This window comes from Bradyrhizobium erythrophlei (assembly GCF_042430365.1).
Taxonomy (GTDB): domain Bacteria; phylum Pseudomonadota; class Alphaproteobacteria; order Rhizobiales; family Xanthobacteraceae; genus Bradyrhizobium; species Bradyrhizobium erythrophlei.
In genome coordinates this window covers 48134-69319 of the sequence record NZ_JBHMET010000154.1, presented here as the reverse complement: position 1 = coordinate 69319, position 21186 = coordinate 48134, and the positions used below count along the sequence as shown (strand labels likewise).

The window sequence follows — 21186 nt, the reverse complement described above, 5'->3', positions numbered from 1 at the left end:
AAGTGGATACCGGTTCGCGTAAAGAAAACGCGTCAAAACAAGAATCTAGAGCCCCGTTCCAATTCCATCGGAACGGAAACGGCTCTAGACCGTGAGAAAGCAGCGCCATACCGAACAGACCTTGTTCGGGACCAAATAATTCCCGCAGGAGCGAACCATGCTCGACACCGACCAGATCGCCGCGGCGTCGCGGACGCTGCATGGGCACTGGCAAGCCGGCACCAAGCTCGGCGAGCTCGACGGCGCGATGCGGCCGCGCGATCGCGGCGACGGCTATGCGGTGCAGGCGGCACTGGAAAAGACATCGCGTGAAAAACTGTTCGGCTGGAAAATCGCGGCGACCAGCGAGGCCGGCCAGAAGCACATCAACGTCGCCGGTCCGATGGCCGGGCGCATCCTCGCCGAGACCGTCATCGCCGACGGCGGCACGGCCTCGATGGCCGGCAACGCGATGCGCGTCGGCGAACCGGAATTCGCCTTCCGCATGGCGCGCAATCTGCCGCCGCGGCCGCAAGCCTATACGGTGCAGGAGGTGCTCGACGCCGTCGCCACACTGCATCCGGCGATCGAGATTCCGGATTCGCGCTCTGCAGATTTTGTCTCGGCCGGCGAGGCGCAACTGATCGCCGACAATGCCTGCGCGCATCTCTTCGTGTTCGGGCCTGCAACATCAGCCGATTGGCGTGCGATCGATCTGGTCGAGGAGCGGCCGGTCATCACGCTGCGCGGCCAGCGCTATGTCGGCCACGGCAAGAACGTGCTCGGCGATCCGCTGATTGCGCTCGCCTGGTGCGCCAACGAATTGCGCGCGCTGGGGCTGACATTGCGGGCAGGGGAGGTGGTGACAACAGGCACCTGCCATCCGCCACTCCCGATCCAGGCGGGTGACGTGTTCGCGGCTGACTTCGGCGTGCTGGGCAAGGTGTCGGTGCGGTTCGCGTAGCTCTTTCCCCGTCATTGCGAGGAGCGAAGCGACGAAGCAATCCATCGGTCCGCATACGCTGAGACATGGATTGCTTCGCTTCGCTCGCAATGACGGGAAAGTTGGGCCGGGCCTATCTGGAGGAAGCGGATGAAGCAGCCCTGCGTCTATATCGTCGCAAATAGCGTCGTGGAACACTCTACACGGGCGTGACAGCAAGCTTGCCTCGCCGGGCGTTTGAACATCGTGAAGGACTGGTTGCGGGCTTCACGGCCAAATATGGCTGCAAGATTCTGGTCTGGTACGAAATGCACGAGACCATGATCGATGCAATCACGCGAGAAAAGCAGATCAAGGCCGGAAGCCGTGCGAAGAAGGTTGCTTTGATCGAGTCGATGAATCCGGACTGGAAGGAACTCTTCGAGACGCTGATTTGAGCGTTTACTGGCTCCCCGTCATTGCGAGCGAAGCGAAGCAATCCATCGTGCCACGACAAGAAAGATGGATTGCTTCGTCGCTGGCGCTCCTCGCAATGACGGCCCAACCTCCCTGGCCTTCGCCGGGACGACGACTGAATGTGCGGCGTTACCGCGCTCCGAAGATCGCCGAGCCCACGCGCACATGGGTCGCGCCCATCTGGATCGCCACTGCGAAATCCGCGCTCATGCCCATCGAGAGATTTGTCAGGCCGTTGCGTGCGGCGATCTTGGCGGTCAGCGCGAAATGCGGCGCCGGCGCGTCGTCGACCGGCGGGATGCACATCAGCCCTGAGATCGCGAGTCCGTAATGCTCGCGGCAGCGCGCGATGAACGCGTCAGCGTCTTGCGGCGCGACGCCGGCCTTCTGCGGCTCCTCGCCGGTATTGATCTGGACGAACAATTCCGGCTGCTTCTGCTGGGATTTGATTTCCTTGGCTAACGCTTCGCAAATGCTGGGGCGGTCGACCGAGTGGATCGCATCGAACAGCGCCACGGCCTCCTTGGCCTTATTCGACTGCAGCGGACCGATCAGATGCAGCACCAATCCCGGGTAGGATTCCATTAACGCTGGCCACTTTCCTTTGGCCTCCTGCACGCGATTCTCGCCGAATACGCGTTGTCCGGCGTCGATAACCGGCGAAATTGCATCGGCGGCAAACGTCTTGGACACCGCAATCAGCGTCACCGAGGCGCGCTCGCGCCGCGCTTCCTTGCAGGCGCGCGCGATCTCCTGCTGGACCTTGGCGAGGCCGTTTGGTGAAGGCGTGGTTAGCGGCGTGGTCGTGCTTTGCATGATGCGTGTGCCGTTTTCTGACAGAAAGGGGGTGTTGGCTCGAATTTTACCAAATTCGGGAAAGGCTTTTTGAAGCCCTTCATTCTACCTTGGCGCACGGGCAAGGGATAGAAATGTCGGGCGTCACTTTCAGCCGCAACCGGGTCAGACTCAAGAAGCTGCTGGGCATCCGGGCCCGGCTCGCGCTGCTTGCGCTGATGCTGGTCGCGCCCCTGATGCTCGACCGCGTCCGCACGCTGGAGGATTTTCGAGCCAAGCAGGTCGCCCAGGCCTCCGAGGAATACGCCAATCTGACCCGTCACGCCGCCGAGACCCAGCGCGAGGTGGTCTCCTCGGTCGAGACCATGCTGAAATCGGCCGCCTATATCCGCGCGTTGGGCGGGATTGCGCGCGGCTGCGAGATTCTTCGCGCCAGCCTGCCGACCAACCTGCCCTGGATTCGCAGCATCATGTTCGTCTCGAGGGACGGTGTGGTGCAGTGCTCGACGCTCAACATCCAGGTCGGCATGAACGTTAGCGACCGCGACTATTTCAGGAAGGCGAAGGAAACCGGCGGCTTCGTCTTCAGCGACTATCTGATCGGCAAGACCAACGGCCGGCCGATGATGATGGCGGCCTATCCAGTGGCCGCGATCAATCCGGATCAGGATGCCGTCGCCGTCGCCGGCATCAACATCGACTGGCTGTCGCAGATAATGGCCAATCTCGGCGGACGGCCGGGCATGTCGGCACTGCTGGTCGACAGCGCCGGCGTTGTGATCGCCGCGCCGTCAGACCATGCGAGCCTGATCGGCCGTTCGCTCGACACCGTGCCGCTGATGTCGGCGATCGCCGAGAAGGCGCTGAGCTACGACGAGCCGTCCGGGTCTGTTACGTTCACCGCCTCCGACGGCGCGCGGCGGATCCTGAGCTTCGCACGCATCTCGGGAACGGAGTCGCGGCTGATCGTCAGCATGGACGAGGCCAAGGTGACGGCCGCGATCAACCGCGAGATCCGCACCGCCTATCTGCAGCTCGGCTTCGTCTGCCTGTTCGTGCTGCTCGGCGCGTTGATCGGCGCAGAGAAGCTCATCATCCATCCGATCGAGGTGATGACCGGCATGGCCAGGCGGTTCGGCGAGGGCGACTGGTCGGCGCGCGTCGCCAAGAGCCGGCTGCCGGCGGAGTTCGTACCGCTCGCCCGCGCCTTCAACGCCATGGCCGCGCAGCTCTCACAGCGCGAGCGTGAGCTCGTCGCCTCCAACGACCGCCTCACCGTGATGGCCTCGATCGACGTGCTGTCCGGTCTCGCCAACCGCCGCGGCTTCCAGAGCCGGCTCGATTTCGAGTGGATGCGCGCGCAGCAATATGGCTGCGAGCTGTCGCTGCTGATGATCGATGTCGATCACTTCAAACTCTACAACGACACCTATGGTCATCCCGAAGGCGACGCCTGCCTGACGAGGCTCGGCGAAACGCTGTCCGGAATTGCCGCCGACACGATGGGCTTTGCCGGCCGCTATGGCGGCGAGGAGTTCTGTCTGTTGCTGCCGAACACCGGCGCGGCGCATGCGCTCGCGATCGGCGAGACCGTGCGCACGGCCGTGCTCGGCCTCGCGCTGCCGCACGCTACCTCGTGCCACTCGATCGTCACCGTCAGCGTCGGCGTCGCGACGACGAAGCCAAACGAGAACCAGCGCCCCGGCGATTTGATCGAGGCAGCGGACGCCGCCCTCTACGCCGCCAAGCACCGCGGCCGCAACGCGGTCGTGGAGCATGGTTTTGTGAAGATGGTCGACGAGGCCGGGATGGCGCTGGCGAGTTGAGGCATTTGTACGCGTCAGGCTGAGCGGCGGTTTGATTTAATCAAACCCTGATCTGCCGTTTACCGCGCGCCGGCGGCCGCAAGTGAAGCTTTCTTGGACAAGGACGGCCTAGCTTGAACAAAGACCTCGCGGAATTCGTCCGGAGACCGGGCAAACTCCCGGCATCCCGCCTCCCTTAGCTCGTCTTCCGAACCGTAGCCCCAGAGCGCACCGACTGGCAGGACGCGATTGGCGATAGCGCCGACAACGTCGTAGGATCGATCACCAATCATGATGGCCGTGTGGCTCGGGACGCGTGCGGCCGACAATGCACGCGCGATCAACTCAGTCTTCGTATCGGTCTCGGCGAGGCTGGCGCCGATGACGCCTTCGAGATAGTGGTCGAGTCCGAGATGGGCCGTGACGCGGACGGCTTGAAACTCCGGCTTCGACGTCACCACCCAGATTTTTCCGTGGCGCCGACGAATCTCGCCGAGCATCGAATTTACACCCGGATATAATTCATTCTCGACAATTCCGGTCACTTCGTAGGTGGCGCGAAAGGCAGTAATCCCAGCATCGATGTCGGCCGGCTTGACGTCAGGCCGCATCGCCCGAAAGACTTGAGGCAGCGGAGTCCCCAAGAACCGCTTGAGTTGCTCGTCGGCGACCGAACTGACCCCGATTGCTTCCAGGCCGCTCCGAAATGCCGGATAGAGGCCCGCTCGGGAGTCCGTCAGAGTTCCATCAAGATCGAAAAAATAGGCCTTCATGTGCGCAATATAGGGCATCCCGCCCGGTTGCGAAACCGCACAGGAGCCGCCGACGCGGTTGTAGACAACCTATTCAGAATTCTCGTTGGGCTGGGAGAGCAGCGCGGTCATCAAGCTCGCCATCTTTGCGATGTGGCGCTCGTAGTTCTTCTGGGCTGCGCGCAACAAGCCGTAACACACAAAGCCGCATACAATGATCGCCGCTGCAATGCGCTCTCCGCCGATCGCCGGACTGAACCCGCGATTGATGAGGACGGACGTTCCCAGGGCAACGAAGACCGCGACAAGCGAGATCAGCAGGTTCAATTGGAATTCGAGGTGATACCAGTACTGTTCGCGGACATAGGCTAGCTTGTCGGCCCCGATCCTCTCGACAATGATGATCTCCGGATCGGTCCACTTGTAGAAGCTGGCTCTAAGTGACTGATCATCGATTTTCATCGCAGTCCAGCATTGGTCCCGCACCTTGTCGGACAGCGTCGCGTGCAGCGAGAATAACTCGCGATGTTTTCTCTTGAAGGGATTGCGAACGAACAGATCATTCAGGCCCATGAACACGATCACGTTGGACAGTAGGCCAACGAGGATCGACGCGGGGAAGGCCAGGACCAGAAGTGTCGACGCGAGATCCTTGTTCTTGAGCGCGCTCCAAAGATACGATTCGTAGCCCAGGAGGAGCGCGAGATCGTTATCGAGAATCGCAAATGCGATGAGCCAGACCAAGTCAGGCAGGAAGGTCTTGATCAGGCTTCCGAAGGTAACGGCTCCAAAAATATTCATTGCTCTTGCCCAATCGATATCCCGCAGCAAGTACACACAAGAGGAATGCCACAACCTAAAGTGTAAGCAGGCGATTGTGAACCCTACTCCGCCGGTTTTCATCCGGCTGGCACCCTGGGGCGCGCGCCGGCGAAGAGTGACTGGTACGTCTCTGCCGTGGGACTAAAATCGCGATCACTGATTTGCCCGACGAGGCAAGCCCCCACGCGAAAAATATTTCCGTTTTTCGGAAGCGCAAATCGGTGTATGAATCCGCCCGTCTCACCCGATTGAGGGGCGCTCGCGATCGTCACGAACGTTGCGGTGAGATGCGGTGGACGCCGAGGTGCATGAGACGAACGCACCAAGGCGGAGGGTGAAATCGTGTGGTCCTGACGCCCCAGTGGCTGGTGTCGATTCCCGGGACGCCAAAGCGTCTTGCGGATGACGGTGGCAAACAAGCCCGGTCTCGCCGGGGAGAGCACGTATGTAAAACCATCGCGCAGGGAAAGCCGGCGTGTTTTCCGGTTTCACCTGTGGTCCTACCCCTGTGCTTTTTGTTGCACAGGGCCCATGGGTGCAATCGGCACCCGGCTTTCCCTGCGCCCTCTGTTCCTCAGAGTGGCGAAACGAAAGGTAAAACTCGGACAAAACATGTCGCGAGGATGTAAAACCGCGCCCATATGACACTGTCATCGCCCGGCTTGAGCGGGCGACTCAGTATTCCAGAGGCAGTCGTTATTGGGCCGATGGGCCGCGGCGTACTGGGTCACCCGCTTTCGCGGGTGACGACACCGGTTGGGTTCCGGGAGCTTGGTCAGCCTTTTCGTCCGCCCGGGCCGGGCCACATCCTCCGAGACGCGCGTTCCGCGCTCATCAGGATGAGGTTTTGGAAGGGCCCCAAGCCGTTGACCCCACGGGCGCTTTTGTGGCCTAGTCCGCCGTCCCTGACAGGACCCGAAAACCCACCAAAAGCCCTGCGATTTCATGACCTCCGAACGCTACAACGCCCGTGAATCCGAGCCCCGCTGGCAGCGCCAATGGGACGAAAAGGCGATCTTCGCCTCCAAGAACGACGATCCGCGGCCGAAATATTACGTGCTCGAGATGTTTCCCTATCCGTCCGGGCGCATCCATATCGGGCATGTCCGCAACTACACGCTCGGCGACGTGCTGGCGCGCTTCATGCGCGCCAAGGGCTTCAACGTGCTGCATCCGATGGGCTGGGATGCGTTCGGCCTGCCGGCGGAGAACGCCGCGATCGAGCGCAAGGTGGCACCGAAGGCCTGGACCTACGACAACATCGCCGCGATGAAGAAGCAGCTCCGCTCGATCGGGCTGTCGCTCGACTGGAGCAGGGAGTTCGCGACCTGCGACCCCGCTTACTACAAGCATCAGCAGAAGATGTTCCTGGACATGCTGCGCGCGGGTCTCGCCGAGCGCGAGAAGCGCAAGCTGAACTGGGATCCGGTCGACATGACCGTGCTCGCCAACGAGCAGGTGATCGACGGCCGCGGCTGGCGCTCGGGCGCTGTCGTCGAGCAGCGCGAGATGAGCCAGTGGGTCTTCAAGATCACGAAGTACTCGCAGGAGCTGCTGGAGGCATTGGACGGGCTGGACCGCTGGCCCGACAAGGTGCGGCTGATGCAGCGTAACTGGATCGGCCGCTCCGAAGGCCTGCTTGTCCGCTTTGCGCTGGATCCGGCGACGACGCCGGCCGGCGAGAGCGAGCTGAAGATCTTCACCACGCGGCCGGACACGTTGTTCGGCGCAAAATTCATGGCGATCTCGGCCGATCATCCGCTGGCGCAGGCCGCAGCCGCGAAGAACCCGAAGCTCGCGGAGTTCATCGCCGAGATCAAGAAGATCGGCACCGCGCAGGAGATCATCGACACCGCCGAGAAGCAGGGTTTTGACACCGGCATCAAGGCGGTCCACCCGTTCGACCCGAACTGGAAGCTGCCGGTCTACGTCGCGAACTTCGTGCTGATGGAATACGGCACCGGCGCGATCTTCGGCTGCCCGGCGCATGACCAGCGCGACCTCGACTTCGTCAACAAATACGGGCTCGGCAACGTGTCGGTGGTCTGCCCGGAGGGGCAGGACCCGAAGACCTTCGTCATCACTGACGTCGCCTATGACGGCGACGGCCGCATGATCAATTCGCGCTTTCTCGACGGCATGACGATCGACGAGGCCAAGGAAGAAGTTGCCAAGCGGCTGGAGGCTGAGTTGCGCCCCCTCCCTAACCCTCCCCCGCAAGCGGGGGAGGGAAGGGTGGGGGCCGTCGGCGAGCGGCAGGTGAATTTCCGGCTGCGCGACTGGGGCATTTCGCGCCAGCGCTATTGGGGCTGCCCGATCCCCGTCATCCATTGTCCCAAGTGCGACGTGGTGCCGGTGCCCGACGATCAGTTGCCGGTGACGCTGCCTGACGATGCGACCTTCGACAAGCCGGGCAACGCGCTCGACCATCATCCGACCTGGAAGCACGTCAGCTGTCCGAAGTGCGGCGGCAAGGCCGTGCGCGAGACCGACACGATGGACACGTTCGTGGACTCGTCCTGGTATTTCGCGCGCTTCACCGATCCCTGGAACGCGAATGCGCCGACCACGCCCGCGGTCGCCAACCGGATGATGCCGGTCGACCAGTATATCGGCGGCGTCGAGCACGCGATCCTGCATCTGCTCTACAGCCGCTTCTTCACCCGCGCGATGAAGGCCACCGGCCACATCGACATGAAGGAGCCGTTCGCCGGCATGTTCACCCAGGGCATGGTGGTGCACGAGACCTACCAGAAGGCCGACGGTACCTATGTCCAGCCCGCCGATGTCAAGGTCGAGGTCGGCGGCAACGGGCGGCGCGCGACGCTTTTGACAACGGGCGAAGACGTCATGATCGGCCCGATCGAGAAGATGTCGAAGTCGAAGAAGAACACGGTCGACCCCGACGACATCATCGCAAGCTACGGCGCCGACGTTGCGCGCTGGTTCATGCTGTCGGACTCGCCGCCGGACCGTGACGTGATCTGGAGCGACGAGCGCGTCCAAGGCGCCGCGCGCTTCGTGCAACGGCTGTGGCGGCTGGTGAACGAATCGGCGGAGATTGCGACGTCGGCGCCGGCGGCGCGGCCGACCAGCTTCGGCCCCGAGGCTCTGGCGCTGCGCAAGGCGGCCCATGGCGCACTCGACAAGGTGTCGTCGGGCATCGAGCGGCTGCACTTCAACGTCTGCCTCGCCCACATCAGAGAGTTCGCCAATGCGCTGGCCGAGGTGCTGGCCAAGGAAACCGCGAACGGCGGCACTCCAGCACCGGACATCGCCTGGGCGGTCAAGGAAGCCGCGCTGATCCTCGTTCACCTGTTTGCGCCGATGATGCCGCATCTGGCCGAGGAGTGCTGGGTGGTCCTGGGCCAGCAGGGGCTGATTTCGGAGGCCAATTGGCCCCAAATCGAACGCGATTTGCTGGTTGAAGACAGCGTGACCCTCGTGGTCCAGGTCAACGGCAAGAAGCGGGGTGATGTTACCGTGCCACGGGCCGCCCAAAATGCGGAGATAGAGGCTGCCGTTTTGGCGCTCGATGCGGTAAAACTCGCCCTTAGCGGCAAACCCGTCCGCAAGGTGATTGTGGTGCCAATGAGGATCGTCAATGTCGTCGGCTAGGATCAGGATCGCCGCCCGGCTTCTCGCCGTCGCTGCCTTGGCCGCGCTGACGGCCGGTTGCTTCCAGCCGATGTATGCCGAGCGCGCCGACGGTGCGCCGGGCCTGCGCGAAAAGCTGATGGGCGTGGAAATCCCGCCGGTCGACAAGGCCAACGCCTCGCGCGAGGCGCGGATCGGCGTCGAGATCCGCAACGCGCTGGCGTTCAAGCTGTACGGCACCGCCACCGGCATGCCGCCGACCCACAAGCTGGTGCTGCGCTTCTCGACCAGCCGCTCCTCGCTGATGATCAATCAGGCCACGGCGCTGCCGACCAGCGAGAACTACGGCATCGACGCGCAGTTCAACCTGATCGAGATCGCCTCCAACAAGTCGGTCATGACCGGCACGACCTTCTCGCGCGTGTCCTATGACATGCCGGGCTCCTACCAGCGCTTCGCCCGCGCCCGCGCCTTCCGCGACGCCGAGGACCGCGCCGCGCAGGAGATCGCCGAGAACATCCAGACCCGGCTCGCCTCCTTCTTCACCGCCGGGACCTGATTGCAGCATTGGTCGCGCTTCGCGGAAAAGAGATCGACAGCTTCCTCGCACGGCCTGACGCCGGCCGCCCGATCATCCTGCTCTACGGTCCGGACACCGGCCTCGTGCGCGAGCGCGCCGACGCGCTGATGGCGTCGGCCGTCGACGATCCCAACGATCCGTTCTCGCTGGTGCGGCTCGACGGCGACGAGCTCGCCGCCGAACCCTCGCGCCTGGTCGATGAAGCGATGACGGTGCCGCTGTTCGGCGGCCGCCGCGCCATCCGCGTCCGCGCCGGCTCGCGCAATTTCGCTGGTGGTGTCGACACGCTCGCCGAGATGCCGCTGAAGGATTGCCGCATCGTGATCGAGGCCGGCGAGCTCAGGCCCGAATCGCCGCTGCGCAAGGCCTGCGAGCGCGCCAAGAACGCGGTGGCGATCGGCTGCTATCCGGACACCGAGCGCGACCTGGCGAAGCTGATCGATGACGAGCTGCGCGTCTCCAACCTGCGGCTCGCGCCGGATGCGCGCGCGGTGCTGATGTCGCTGCTCGGCGGCGACCGCCAGGCCTCGCGCAACGAATTGCGCAAGCTCGCGCTGTTCGCCCATGGCAAGGGCGAGATCACGCTCGATGATGTGATGACCGTTGTCTCGGACGCATCCGAGCTGAAACTCGATCCGATCGTCGACGGCGCTTTCGCCGGCAATGCGGCGCTCGTCGAGAGCGAGTTCGCAAAAGCGATGGTCGCCGGAACCTATCCCGGCGTGATCATCTCCGCGGCGCAGCGCCAGGCGGCATGGCTGCACAAATCGGCGCTTGCGATTGCCGAAGGCACGCCGGTGTCTTCAGTGCTCGAGGGCGGATTTCCGCGGCTGCATTTTTCGCGCAAGGGCGCGGTCGAGATCGCGCTGCGCAATTTCAGCGCGCCGCGGCTGGTTGCGATCATCGACCAGCTTGCGACCGCGGCCCTCGACATGCGCAAGCAGGCCTCGCTCGCCGCCGTCATCGCCCACCGCGCGCTGCTGTCGATCGCAGCGAATGCGAAGCGGAGGGGGTAGCCTGCGTTGGTACGTCCGTCATTGCGAGCGAAGCGAAGCAATCCATGCCTCCGCACATCTGGAGCTATGGATTGCTTCGTCGCTATCGCTCCTCGCAATGACGCGGAGGGCTCTCGCTGAACTAGCCGCCTTCCAGCCGCCGCATCACCTCGTCGAGCTGCTCGAGGTTGCGATAGCTGATCTGGACGGTGCCGCCGGGATCGCGATGGTTCACGGTGACGGTGAGGCCGAGCGCATCGCTGACGCGCTTTTCCAGCGCGATGGTGTCAGGGTCCTTGGCCTTCGCCGCCGCGGTGCTACGCGGCTTCTGCGGCTTGCGTTCGGGCACGCCCTCCTCATGCGCCAGCGCCTCGGCCTGGCGGACGTTGAGGCCTTCGGCGACGATGCGCTTGGCGGCAGTGAGCGGATCGGGCACGCCGATCAGCGCGCGGGCGTGGCCGGCCGACAGTTCGCCGTTTTCGATCAGCGCCTGCACTTCCGCGGGCAGCTTGGTCAGCCGCATCATGTTGGCGACATGGCTGCGGCTCTTGCCGACGATCTTGGCGATGTCGTCCTGGCTGCGTTTGAACTCGTCGGCGAGCGCGTGATAGCCCTTGCACTCTTCCATCGCGTTCAAGTCTTCGCGCTGGACGTTCTCGATGATCGCGATCTCAAGCGCGTCCGAGTCGCTGACGTCGACCGGCACGATCGGCACTTCGTGCAGGCCGGCGAGCTGCGAGGCGCGCCAGCGGCGTTCGCCGGCGATGATCTCGTAGCGATCCTGCGTGCCCTTCACCGGTCGCACCACGATCGGCTGGATCACGCCGCGCTGCTTGATCGAATCGGCGAGCTCGCTGAGCTCGGTTTCGGAAAACGTCCGGCGCGGGTTGCGCGGATTAGCCTTGAGGAATTCGATCGGCACCTTGCGCTGTCCGCGCGGCCGCTCGACATGCGCGGCCTCGCCGCCGACATCCCCGATCAGACTTGCAAGCCCGCGCCCCAGTCGCGACCGCGCTTCGTCGGCCATTGCCAGCTCCCTTGGATTCACTCGCAGTACTCCGGACTTGAATTTCAGAATCGTAGGATGGGTCAAGCGCAGCGAAACCCATCACCGTCGTTGCGCGTCACGATGGGTACCGCTTCGCTCCACCCATCCTACGCATCGTCATCAATGCGTGCGCAGCTCGCGCTCGCGCTGGATGACTTCGGTCGCAAGCTTCAGATACGCGTCGCTGCCGGCGCATTTGAGGTCATAGACCAGGACCGGCTTGCCGTAGGACGGCGCCTCCGAAATGCGCACGTTGCGCGGGATCATGGTGTCGTAGACCTTGGCTCCCATGAACTGGCGCACGTCGGCGACGACCTGGTTGGAGAGGTTGTTGCGCGAGTCGAACATGGTCAGCACGATGCCGTGGATCGACAGGTTCGGATTGAGCGTCGAGCGCACCTGCTCGACGGTCTGCAGCAATTGCGACAGACCTTCGAGCGCGAAGAACTCGCATTGCAGCGGCACCAGGATCGCGTCCGACGCGGCCATCGCATTGACGGTGAGAAGGTTGAGCGACGGCGGGCAGTCGATCAGCACGTAGGTGTAGTCGGAGTCAGGCGAGACGTTGGTGTTGAGCGCCGCGATCGCATCGCGCAGGCGGAAGGCGCGGCCGGGCGTGGTGCCGAGCTCGAGCTCGAGGCCGGAGAGATCCATGGTGGAGGCGGCGATGTGCAGCCGCGGCACCGCGGTCGCGACCACGGCATCGCGCAGCGGGGCTTCGCCGATCAAAACGTCGTAGGTCGAGGTGTTGCGGTTGCGGCGGTCGATGCCGAGCCCGGTCGAGGCGTTGCCCTGCGGGTCGAGGTCGACGATCAACACGCGCTCACCAATCGCAGCGAGTGCGGTGCCTAGATTGATCGCTGTGGTGGTCTTGCCGACGCCGCCCTTCTGGTTGGCGAGCGACAGAATGCGCGGATGGCCCGGCGCGTGCGGCGCCCTATCCTCTTGATAAACCTGATCCATCACAGTCATACCAAAATACCATTTGCTGCCGCGGAGTCCCCTAGCGCCGCTCGATTGACCCGAGCTCGACGATCCAGCCGTGTCCGCCGGTACGGCTGGAATGTAGTTCTGGCTTGATATTCCAATATTTAGTGGCCTCGGTCAATTCGGCCTCTACATCTTGACCCTTCAAAAACAGCGCTTTGGCGCCCTTTTTGACCCACGGCTCCGCGAAGCCGATGAGTTGATGTAACGGAGCCAGCGCCCGCGCGGTGACGCAATCGATGGGACCTGCGATTCTATCCACAGTATCCCCGATATCAGCGAGATGCACAGTCCCCGGCGCCCCGGTCACACGAATTGCTTCGCGCAGGAACGCCGCCTTCTTGGCGATTCGCTCCACCAGATGGATCGATGCCCCCGGCGTCTCGGCCAGCGCGCAGGCCAAGACCACGCCGGGAAAGCCGCCGCCGCTGCCGAGATCGACCCACGACTTTGCCGACGGCGCGAGGCTCAGGAGCTGCAGCGAATCGGAGATGTGACGGGTCCAGAGATTTGGCAGCGTCGAAGGCGCGACGAGATTGGTCTTGGCCTGCCACTCCAGGAGCAGCGCGACATAGCGATCAAGCCGCGCCTCCGTTTCACGTGAAACAGGGGTCAGGCCGAGGGCCGCGGCCTTGTCGCTGACGGAGACCTTGGGTTCTGCGGATTGTGGGGCTGGTGTCATTCTCTGGGGTGCCGGTCGTGCTCGTCACGGCGAGCGAAGCGAAGCAATCCATGATGCCGCTCGCGGAAGCGCTGGATTGCCTCGTCGCTTCCGCGCCTCGCAATGGTGGAGGCCGTCGAACGGCCGTCCCGTTTCACGTGAAACGCTAGGCCGATGCCTTCGCGGTCTTCCGTCGCGCTTCGCGCCGCAGATAGGCCGCGAGGATACCGAGCGCCGCCGGCGTCATGCCGTCGATCCGCCCCGCCTGCCCCACGGTTCGCGGCTGCGCCTTCTGCAGCTTGGCGCGCGCTTCGTTGGAGAGGCCGGGCACATCGGCATAATCGACGTCCGTGAGCACCAGACCTTCATCGCGTCGGAAGGCATCGACGTCGGCAGTCTGGCGCTTCAGATAGACATCGTATTTGGCGTCGATCTCCAGATGCACCGCGATCGCTGGGTCAATGGCCAATAACTCCGGCCAGATCGCCCGGACCGCAGGCCACTCGATCTCTGGATAGGCCAGCAGCTCGAAGGCGGAACGGCGATGGCCGTCGCGATTAAGCGACAGACCGTGCTTGGCGGCTTCGTTGGGAGTGATCGATAGCGACTTCGCAAGCGTCTTGGCAGCGTCCAGCGCCGCCATCTTGGCGCGGTGACGCTCCGAGCGCGCCGCACCAACACATCCGAGCGCGATCCCCTTGTCGGTGAGCCGCTGATCGGCATTGTCGGCCCGCAGCGTCAGCCGGTATTCGGCTCGCGAGGTGAACATACGATAGGGTTCGGTGATCCCGCGGGTGACGAGATCATCGATCATCACGCCGAGATAGCCATCGGCGCGGTCGAACACGCTCGGATCGGCGCCACCAGCGGCCAGTGCCGCGTTGAGGCCCGCAACGATGCCCTGCCCGGCCGCCTCTTCATATCCGGTGGTGCCGTTGATCTGGCCGGCCAGGAACAGGCCGCGAAGACGCTTGGTCTGGAGGGTCGGATCGAGCTCCCGCGGGTCGACGTGGTCGTACTCAATCGCGTAGCCCGGCCGCACCATCTTCACCCGCTCGAGGCCGGGAATCGAGGCGAGGATCGCGAGCTGGACCTCCTCAGGGAGCGAGGTGGAGATGCCGTTCGGGTAGACCGTCGTGTCGTCGAGCCCTTCCGGCTCCAGAAAAATCTGATGACCGTCCCGGTCGCCGAAGCGGACGATCTTGTCCTCGATCGAGGGGCAATAGCGCGGCCCGGTGCTCTTGATCTGCCCTGAATACATCGGGGAGCGGTGGACGTTGGCCCTGATGACCTCATGGGTCGCGGGCGTGGTCCGGGTGATACCGCACTGGATCTGCGGGGTCGTGATCCGGTCGGTCATGACCGAAAACGGCTCCGGCGGCTCGTCGCCGGGCTGCATTTCGACCACCGACCAGTCGATCGTGGTCCCGTCCAGGCGCGGCGGCGTGCCGGTCTTGAGCCGGCCCAGCGTAAAGCCGGCGCGTTCGAAGGATGCGGAAAGCCCCATGGCGGGCGCTTCGCCAACCCGGCCCGCTGGCCAGTTCCTCTCACCGAGGTGGATCAAGCCCCGCAGGAAGGTGCCGGTCGTGATCACCACCGCACCCGCCTGGAAAAGGCGGCCGTCACCCAGACGAATGCCGGTGACGCGGCCATCGGAGACGATCAGCTCGTCCGCTTCGCCCTCAATGACACTGAGATCTGCTGTTTCTGAGATCGCCGCCTGCATCGCCGCGGCGTAGAGCTTTCGATCGGCCTGGGCGCGGGGTCCACGGACGGCGGGACCCTTCCGCCGATTGAGCATCCGGAACTGGATGCCGCCGGCGTCCGCAACTCGGCCCATCAGGCCGTCAAGGGCATCGACCTCGCGCACCAGATGACCCTTGCCGAGCCCGCCGATCGCAGGATTGCAGGACATCGCGCCAATGGTCGAAAAACGATGGGTGACAAGCGCCGTCTTTGCGCCCATCCGGGCAGCCGCGCTTGCGGCCTCGCAGCCGGCATGGCCGCCGCCGATGACGATGACGTCGAATGAGTCTGCCCGTGAAGTCATGGCCGGACTTCTATCCCGGAGTGATGAAAGCCGGAAGAAGGAAGTTAGGGGCGTCATCACGAGCGATGGGCTGTTTCACGTGAAACGGCCGCGGCGGGGACCCGAAGCCAGCCAGTGTTTCATGTGAAACAAGACCGTGGGAAGTCAGGAGCCCGCCGCGTTTCACGTGAAACAGTAGCGCTAGACCCTGAACGAAGTAATATTACTTCCCTACACAAAATTCCCGGAAGATGACGTCGAGTATGTCTTCGACATCAATCCGACCGAGCAGGCGGCCGAGGGACGTGGCCGCGCTGCGGAGTTCCTCGGCAGCGAGCTCTTCGCCCTGCCCGACCACATCGATGCTGCGGCGGAGCGAATCGGCGGTCTCCTCCAGCAATCTGCGCTGGCGTGCCCGGCTGATCAAGGCACCTTCGCTGGTCCCGAAATAATCATGCGCGAAGCCGACCAGGGCGGTGATCAGTTCAGGAATCCCGTCGCCGCGCGCAGCGGAAATCCTGAACTCTGGATGCGCAGTCCCCTCGCCCGACGCAACCGGTCGCGCGCTGTCGAGATCGATCTTGTTGCGGACCAGCCAGACCGGTGTGGTCCCCTGGTTCAGGTCGATGTTGCCCGCGCCTTCCGCAAGCCACAGCACGAGATCCGCTTCGGCGGCGCGGGCGCGGGCGCGACGCACGCCCTCCTGTTCGACCGGATCGTCGGTCTCGCGGATACCGGCGGTGTCGATCACCGTGACGGGATAGCCGTCGAGATCGAGCTGCACCTCGATCACATCGCGCGTGGTGCCTGCATGCGGCGAGACGATCGCGACCTCGCGCCGCACGAGCTGATTCATCAGCGTCGACTTGCCGACATTCGGCGGACCCGCAATCGCAACCACCAGGCCGTCGCGCAGGCGTTCGCTTCGACCTTGTGCCGCAAGGGTTCCTTTGATTTCGCCAAGCAACGCTTGGATCTTTACCAGCGCCGGCGCGATCAGCTCGGCGGGCACGTCGCCCTCGTCGGAGAAATCGATGCCGGCCTCAATCAGCGCCGACGCCGCGATGATCTGCTCGCGCCAGTCGCGCACCCGATCGCCAAGCATGCCCTTCAACTGGCGCAGCGCCTGACGGCGCTGGCGATCGGTGTCGGCATGGATGAGATCGTCGAGGCCCTCGGCCTCGGTCAGATCGAGCTTGCCGTTCTCAAACGCGCGGCGGGTGAATTCACCGGGCTCAGCGGTGCGGACATTATCGAATGCCGCGAGCGCGTTGAACATGGCGGCCAGCACGGCGCGTCCACCGTGGACATGAAACTCGGCGACGTCTTCGCCGGTCGCGCTGGCCGGGCCGGGAAACCAGAGCACAACAGCATCGTCGATCGGCTGGCCGCTGGAATCGCGCAGCAAGGTATGAGTCGCCATCCGCGGAACCGGTGTCTTGCCGGCCAGGGCTGACACGACCGACTCGGCCATTGGCCCAGAGACCCGCACGATGGCGATCGCGCTCGGCGGACGGCCAGACGAGAGGGCGAAGATCGTTTGGTCGCGTGGATGCATCGCCTATTTGTTCCTGAGCCGTCACAAACACAACGCCGTTTCTTCTCGCGGGGGGATACGCATTTTGTTGCAATGCAGCATAACCTAGTGTCGGCGCAACATTCCCGTAGCAATTATGTTACGCGAACGATCAGCCCTGACCCCTGTCACCATAGTCAAGGTAAGAAGGCCAAATATCTCAGCATCTTATACTGAAGTCAGCGAGGGGATCATACTCAACCATGTTGCGGTCATGCTGCAGCAAACCTCGCAGCAAAAAGGGCGCCCCACGCTTCGCGAGGCGCCCTCTCCGTCCGGCCAATACGGCCTCAGGTATTCATCGAATCGAAGAACTCGGAGTTGCTCTTCGTGTTCCGGAGCTTGTCGAGCAGGAAGTCGATGGCGTCCATGGTGCCCATCGGATTGAGGATCCGGCGCAGCACGTACATCTTCTTGAGCACCTGCGGATCGGTGATCAACTCCTCCTTGCGGGTACCGGAACGGGCGATGTCGATCGCCGGGAAGGTCCGCTTGTCCGAGACCTTGCGGTCGAGGATCAGTTCCGAGTTACCGGTGCCCTTGAACTCTTCGAAAATGACTTCGTCCATGCGGCTGCCGGTATCGACCAGCGCTGTCGCGATGATCGTCAGCGAACCGCCCTCCTCGATGTTGCGCGCGGCGCCGAAGAACCGCTTCGGCCGCTGCAACGCGTTGGCGTCGACACCACCGGTCAGCACCTTGCCGGATGACGGCACGACGGTGTTGTAGGCGCGGCCCAGACGCGTGATCGAATCGAGCAGGATCACGACGTCGCGACCGTGCTCGACGAGCCGCTTGGCTTTCTCGATCACCATCTCGGCGACCTGGACGTGACGCACCGCCGGTTCGTCGAAGGTGGACGACACCACCTCGCCCTTCACCGAGCGCTGCATGTCAGTGACTTCTTCCGGACGCTCGTCGATCAGAAGCACGATCAGATAGCAGTCGGGATGATTGGCGGTGATGGAGTGGGCGATGTTCTGCATCAGCACCGTCTTACCGGTGCGCGGCGGCGCCACGATCAGCGCGCGCTGGCCCTTGCCGATCGGTGCGACGATGTCGATCACCCGCGCAGAAAGGTCTTTCTTGGTCGAATCCTCAAGCTCCATGCGGAAACGCTGATTGGGAAACAGCGGCGTGAGATTGTCGAAATTGACCTTGTGCTTGGCCTTTTCGGGATCTTCAAAATTGAGCGTATTGACCTTCAGCAACGCGAAATAGCGCTCGCCTTCCTTCGGGCTGCGAATGTGCCCCTCGATGGTGTCGCCGGTGCGCAGGCCGAAGCGGCGGATCTGCGAGGGCGAGACGTAGATGTCGTCGGGACCGGGCAGGTAATTCGCATCGGGCGAGCGAAGGAAGCCGAAGCCGTCGGACAGAACCTCGACGACGCCCTCACCGACAATGTCGGTCTCGGCGGCAGCAAGCTGCTTGAGGATGGCGAACATCAGCTCCTGCTTGCGCATGGTGCTGGCATTTTCGACCCCGTTCTCTTCCGCAAACGAGACAAGCTCCGCCGGCGTTTTCGATTTGAGGTCCTGAAGTTTGATTTCCCGCATTGGGGTCGTCCTGTGAGGAAGTAGGTAGGGAAGGGATGCGAGGTGGCTTCGGAAAAAGCGGACGCCAAAGGGAAGGTCCGCAGGTCTCAGCCAGGAAAGTGCCGTTGGGGCTTCAAACCTGATGCGGCGGCCGGTCCAAATGAGACCGGAACGCGACCACATCCGCCTGCGTGGGGTGGGATAACTCCTATATAGAAAATCGATCCCTGCTCCGCAAGAAGGACTGAAGCCTGCTTCTTGAGCATCCTTGGCTAGAATGGCTTCAGCACTACCAGGATAACGATCAAGATCATCAGAAGCGTAGGTACTTCATTGATAATACGATAGAATCTCTGACTACGCTGATTTCGGTCGGCGGCAAAATCTTTCACCCAGCGGGAAAAAAAGCCGTGGACACCGGATAGAACGAGCACCAGCGTCAGCTTGGCGTGAAACCAGCCGGACGAATACCAGTGCCCGGCCCAGACCAGATAAAGCCCGGCGAGCCAGGTCACGATCATCGCAGGGTTGATGATCGCCTTCAAAAGCCGCCGTTCCATGACCTTGAAGGTCTCGGACTGCTTCGAGCCGACCTCAGCCTCGCAATGGTAGACGAACAGCCGCGGCAGATAGAGCATGCCGGCCATCCAGGAAATCACGGCAATGATGTGCAGCGCCTTGATCCACTCATACATCGCGGGGGGCCTTTCACGGAGGGGCTCGGACAGTCTCAGCGTTGCGAGCCAAGCTCTGCAAGCGAGGGACGGATACATATCCGCAAGCTCGGCTCTCCTAAACCTATTTAATTTTAGATTCTAAGGTTTGAGTCTGAATGACGGTGGATTTGACTCACACAAGACGATCCAGTCTTTCTTGGGCGCTTGTTCACATCCCTCAACATTCTTGCCCGCAAGCCCGCTCATCCGGATTACGTGCTTCTCGTCAACTGCTTGCGTGAGACTGTGGGCAGCTTATGAAGAGACAAATCCACACGTTCTCACTATCATCGGTTCCATGACGTCGACTTATCCTTCTGCGAGGTGCTGTGAAGAAAGGGATGAGATATCCCGGGGCCCGGCGGCGGCCCTGGATTTTCCTCCCCGGCCTCCACAAGGATTCACAGGATAGACAGGGGTTTTGGTGCCAACGAGCTCCAACTATTTTCATCTGCATCTGGTGTCGGACTCGACCGGCGAGACGCTGATCACGGTGGCGCGCGCGGTCGCCGCGCAATACGCCAATGTGACCGCGGTCGAGCATGTCTATCCGCTGGTGCGCAGCCAGAAGCAGCTCGATCGCGTGCTGGACGAGATCGAGGAATCGCCCGGCATCGTGCTGTTCACGCTGCTGGAGAAAGATCTGGTCGGCCGTCTCGAGGGCAAGTGCAAGGAGATCAACGTTCCGAGTCTGTCGATCATCGGGCCGGTGATGCAGTTGTTCGAAGCGTATCTGGGTGCGGCAACTACGGGCCGCGTCGGCGCGCAGCATGTGCTCAACGCGGAATATTTCCGTCGCATCGATGCGCTGAACTACACGATGATGCATGATGACGGTCAGCACGTCGAAGGCCTCGAGGAAGCGGACGTCGTTCTGGTCGGCGTGTCCCGCACGTCGAAGACGCCGACCTCGATCTATCTCGCCAACCGCGGCATCCGCGCCGCCAATGTCCCGCTGGTGCCGGGCATTCCGCTGCCGCATCAGCTCGAAAACCTGACCAAGCCGCTGATCGTCAGCCTGCACGCAACGCCCGAGCGATTGATCCAGGTTCGGCAGAACCGTCTGCTCACCATGGGCGATCGCGACAACGACACGTATATCGACAGACAGGCCGTCGCCGACGAGGTCGCGTTTGCGCGGCGTCTGAGCGCCAAGTTCAACTGGGCGCTGCTCGACGTCACGCGTCGCTCGATTGAGGAGACGGCGGCGGCGATCATGAAGCTCTATGCCGATCGCCAGCGCGCGCGGCCGTTGGAGTGATCACCTCGTCATGAGCATCTGGCGTGGACAACAAAAGCTGATCCTGGCGTCGCAGAGCCGCGCGCGAAAAATGCTGCTGGAGAATGCCGGCCTCGATTTCGAGGCGTTGCTCGCCGATATCGACGAGCGCGCAGTGCAGGCGAATTCCGGGCTTGCGGCTCCCGGCGCCATTGCAGGATTGCTGGCGCGCGAAAAGGCGCTGTTCGTGTCCCGCCAGAAGCCGAGGCAATACGTCGTCGGCGCCGACCAGACGCTGGCGCTGGGGCAGCGCATGTTCAGCAAGCCGGCCGGGCGCGCGCAGGCGGCCGAGCAATTGCGTGCCCTTGCCGGCCATGTTCACGAACTGCATTCGGCTGTCGCGGTTGCGCGCGACGGCACAGTGCTGTTCTCAGATGTCAGTGTCGCGCGCATGTCGATGCGGCGGTTCACCGATGCGGAGATCGAGGCCTATCTCGACCAGGCGGGAGCCGCGGTGACGACCAGTGTCGGCGCCTATCAGCTCGAGAGCCTGGGCGTGCATCTGTTCGAGCGCATCGAGGGCGACCATTTCACCATTCTCGGCCTGCCGCTATTGTCGCTGCTTGCGTTCCTGCGCGGCGAGAACCTGCTCGCGGTGTAAGACATTTTCAGAAGGCTAGCGACGCAGAGA

Annotated in this window: 17 protein-coding genes and 1 pseudogene; 8 read left to right on the top strand and 10 right to left on the bottom strand. The window is 63.0% G+C overall.

The window, feature by feature from the left end; genetic code table 11:
- Nucleotides 1–157 precede the first annotated feature (157 nt).
- Both ACFFWD_RS23725 and ACFFWD_RS23720 read left to right on the top strand, forming a co-directional pair.
- A complete protein-coding gene (locus ACFFWD_RS23725) occupies nucleotides 158–943 on the top strand; it encodes a 2-keto-4-pentenoate hydratase (protein ID WP_376969079.1) in 786 nt (261 codons plus the stop codon).
- Nucleotides 944–1072: 129 nt separating this feature from the next.
- Nucleotides 1073–1359: pseudogene (locus ACFFWD_RS23720) on the top strand (GIY-YIG nuclease family protein).
- Nucleotides 1360–1507: 148 nt separating this feature from the next.
- Here the strand turns inward: ACFFWD_RS23720 and ACFFWD_RS23715 are convergent.
- On the bottom strand, nucleotides 1508–2194 hold the full coding sequence (locus tag ACFFWD_RS23715) for a YggS family pyridoxal phosphate-dependent enzyme (protein WP_376969077.1): 687 nt from the start codon (nucleotides 2192–2194) through the stop codon (nucleotides 1508–1510).
- A 113-nt stretch (nucleotides 2195–2307) separates the two neighbouring features.
- Here ACFFWD_RS23715 and ACFFWD_RS23710 point away from each other — a divergent pair, with 113 nt between their 5' ends.
- Nucleotides 2308–3999 (top strand): diguanylate cyclase domain-containing protein, encoded by a 1692-nt coding sequence (locus tag ACFFWD_RS23710; protein ID WP_376969075.1) that lies wholly within the window; start codon nucleotides 2308–2310, stop codon nucleotides 3997–3999.
- Between the two features lie 59 nt (nucleotides 4000–4058).
- On the opposite strand, the gene ACFFWD_RS23705 is transcribed toward ACFFWD_RS23710, so the two are convergent.
- Both ACFFWD_RS23705 and ACFFWD_RS23700 read right to left on the bottom strand, forming a co-directional pair.
- Nucleotides 4059–4769, bottom strand: coding sequence for an HAD hydrolase-like protein (locus ACFFWD_RS23705; RefSeq protein WP_376969073.1), 711 nt, complete (start codon nucleotides 4767–4769; stop codon nucleotides 4059–4061).
- A gap of 51 nt (nucleotides 4770–4820) precedes the next feature.
- Nucleotides 4821–5561, bottom strand: a complete 741-nt coding sequence (locus ACFFWD_RS23700; protein WP_376969071.1) for a hypothetical protein — start codon at nucleotides 5559–5561, stop codon at nucleotides 4821–4823.
- Between the two features lie 936 nt (nucleotides 5562–6497).
- Between ACFFWD_RS23700 and leuS the strand changes: the two genes are divergently transcribed.
- Genes leuS through holA form a run of 3 tightly spaced genes read left to right on the top strand, consistent with a single transcriptional unit; the run spans nucleotide 6498 to nucleotide 10745 of the window.
- Nucleotides 6498–9170, top strand: coding sequence for a leucine--tRNA ligase (leuS, locus tag ACFFWD_RS23695; RefSeq protein ID WP_376969069.1), 2673 nt, complete (start codon nucleotides 6498–6500; stop codon nucleotides 9168–9170).
- Nucleotides 9157–9708, top strand: a complete 552-nt coding sequence (gene lptE / locus ACFFWD_RS23690) for an LPS assembly lipoprotein LptE (RefSeq protein WP_376969067.1) — start codon at nucleotides 9157–9159, stop codon at nucleotides 9706–9708. The genes leuS and lptE overlap by 14 nt, the downstream gene beginning before the upstream one ends.
- 8 nt (nucleotides 9709–9716) lie before the next feature.
- Nucleotides 9717–10745, top strand: a complete 1029-nt coding sequence (gene holA, locus ACFFWD_RS23685; protein WP_376969065.1) for a DNA polymerase III subunit delta — start codon at nucleotides 9717–9719, stop codon at nucleotides 10743–10745.
- Between the two features lie 121 nt (nucleotides 10746–10866).
- Here the strand turns inward: holA and ACFFWD_RS23680 are convergent, their stop codons facing one another.
- From ACFFWD_RS23680 to hemJ, 7 genes are all read right to left on the bottom strand, one after another.
- A complete protein-coding gene (locus tag ACFFWD_RS23680; RefSeq protein ID WP_376969063.1) occupies nucleotides 10867–11751 on the bottom strand; it encodes a ParB/RepB/Spo0J family partition protein in 885 nt (294 codons plus the stop codon).
- A 141-nt stretch (nucleotides 11752–11892) separates the two neighbouring features.
- Nucleotides 11893–12744, bottom strand: coding sequence for a ParA family protein (locus ACFFWD_RS23675; protein ID WP_376969061.1), 852 nt, complete (start codon nucleotides 12742–12744; stop codon nucleotides 11893–11895).
- Nucleotides 12745–12775: 31 nt separating this feature from the next.
- Nucleotides 12776–13441, bottom strand: coding sequence for a 16S rRNA (guanine(527)-N(7))-methyltransferase RsmG (rsmG, locus tag ACFFWD_RS23670; protein ID WP_376969059.1), 666 nt, complete (start codon nucleotides 13439–13441; stop codon nucleotides 12776–12778).
- A 145-nt stretch (nucleotides 13442–13586) separates the two neighbouring features.
- Entirely contained in the window at nucleotides 13587–15470 is a 1884-nt protein-coding gene (gene mnmG, locus ACFFWD_RS23665; protein ID WP_376969057.1) for a tRNA uridine-5-carboxymethylaminomethyl(34) synthesis enzyme MnmG, read from the bottom strand.
- 202 nt (nucleotides 15471–15672) lie between these two features.
- Nucleotides 15673–17007 carry a tRNA uridine-5-carboxymethylaminomethyl(34) synthesis GTPase MnmE gene (gene mnmE / locus ACFFWD_RS23660; protein WP_376969055.1) on the bottom strand — a complete coding sequence of 445 codons (1335 nt, stop codon included), beginning with the start codon at nucleotides 17005–17007 and terminating at the stop codon, nucleotides 15673–15675.
- Between the two features lie 308 nt (nucleotides 17008–17315).
- A complete protein-coding gene (gene rho, locus ACFFWD_RS23655; RefSeq protein WP_376969053.1) occupies nucleotides 17316–18581 on the bottom strand; it encodes a transcription termination factor Rho in 1266 nt (421 codons plus the stop codon).
- Nucleotides 18582–18832: 251 nt separating this feature from the next.
- On the bottom strand, nucleotides 18833–19255 hold the full coding sequence (gene hemJ, locus ACFFWD_RS23650) for a protoporphyrinogen oxidase HemJ (RefSeq protein ID WP_376969051.1): 423 nt from the start codon (nucleotides 19253–19255) through the stop codon (nucleotides 18833–18835).
- Nucleotides 19256–19700: 445 nt separating this feature from the next.
- Between hemJ and ACFFWD_RS23645 the strand changes: the two genes are divergently transcribed.
- The gene (locus tag ACFFWD_RS23645; protein WP_376969049.1) at nucleotides 19701–20537 is read left to right on the top strand and encodes a pyruvate, water dikinase regulatory protein; all 837 of its coding nucleotides are present in this window, start codon (nucleotides 19701–19703) and stop codon (nucleotides 20535–20537) included.
- Nucleotides 20538–20547: 10 nt separating this feature from the next.
- The gene (locus ACFFWD_RS23640; RefSeq protein ID WP_376969047.1) at nucleotides 20548–21156 is read left to right on the top strand and encodes a Maf family protein; all 609 of its coding nucleotides are present in this window, start codon (nucleotides 20548–20550) and stop codon (nucleotides 21154–21156) included.
- Nucleotides 21157–21186 lie beyond the last annotated feature (30 nt).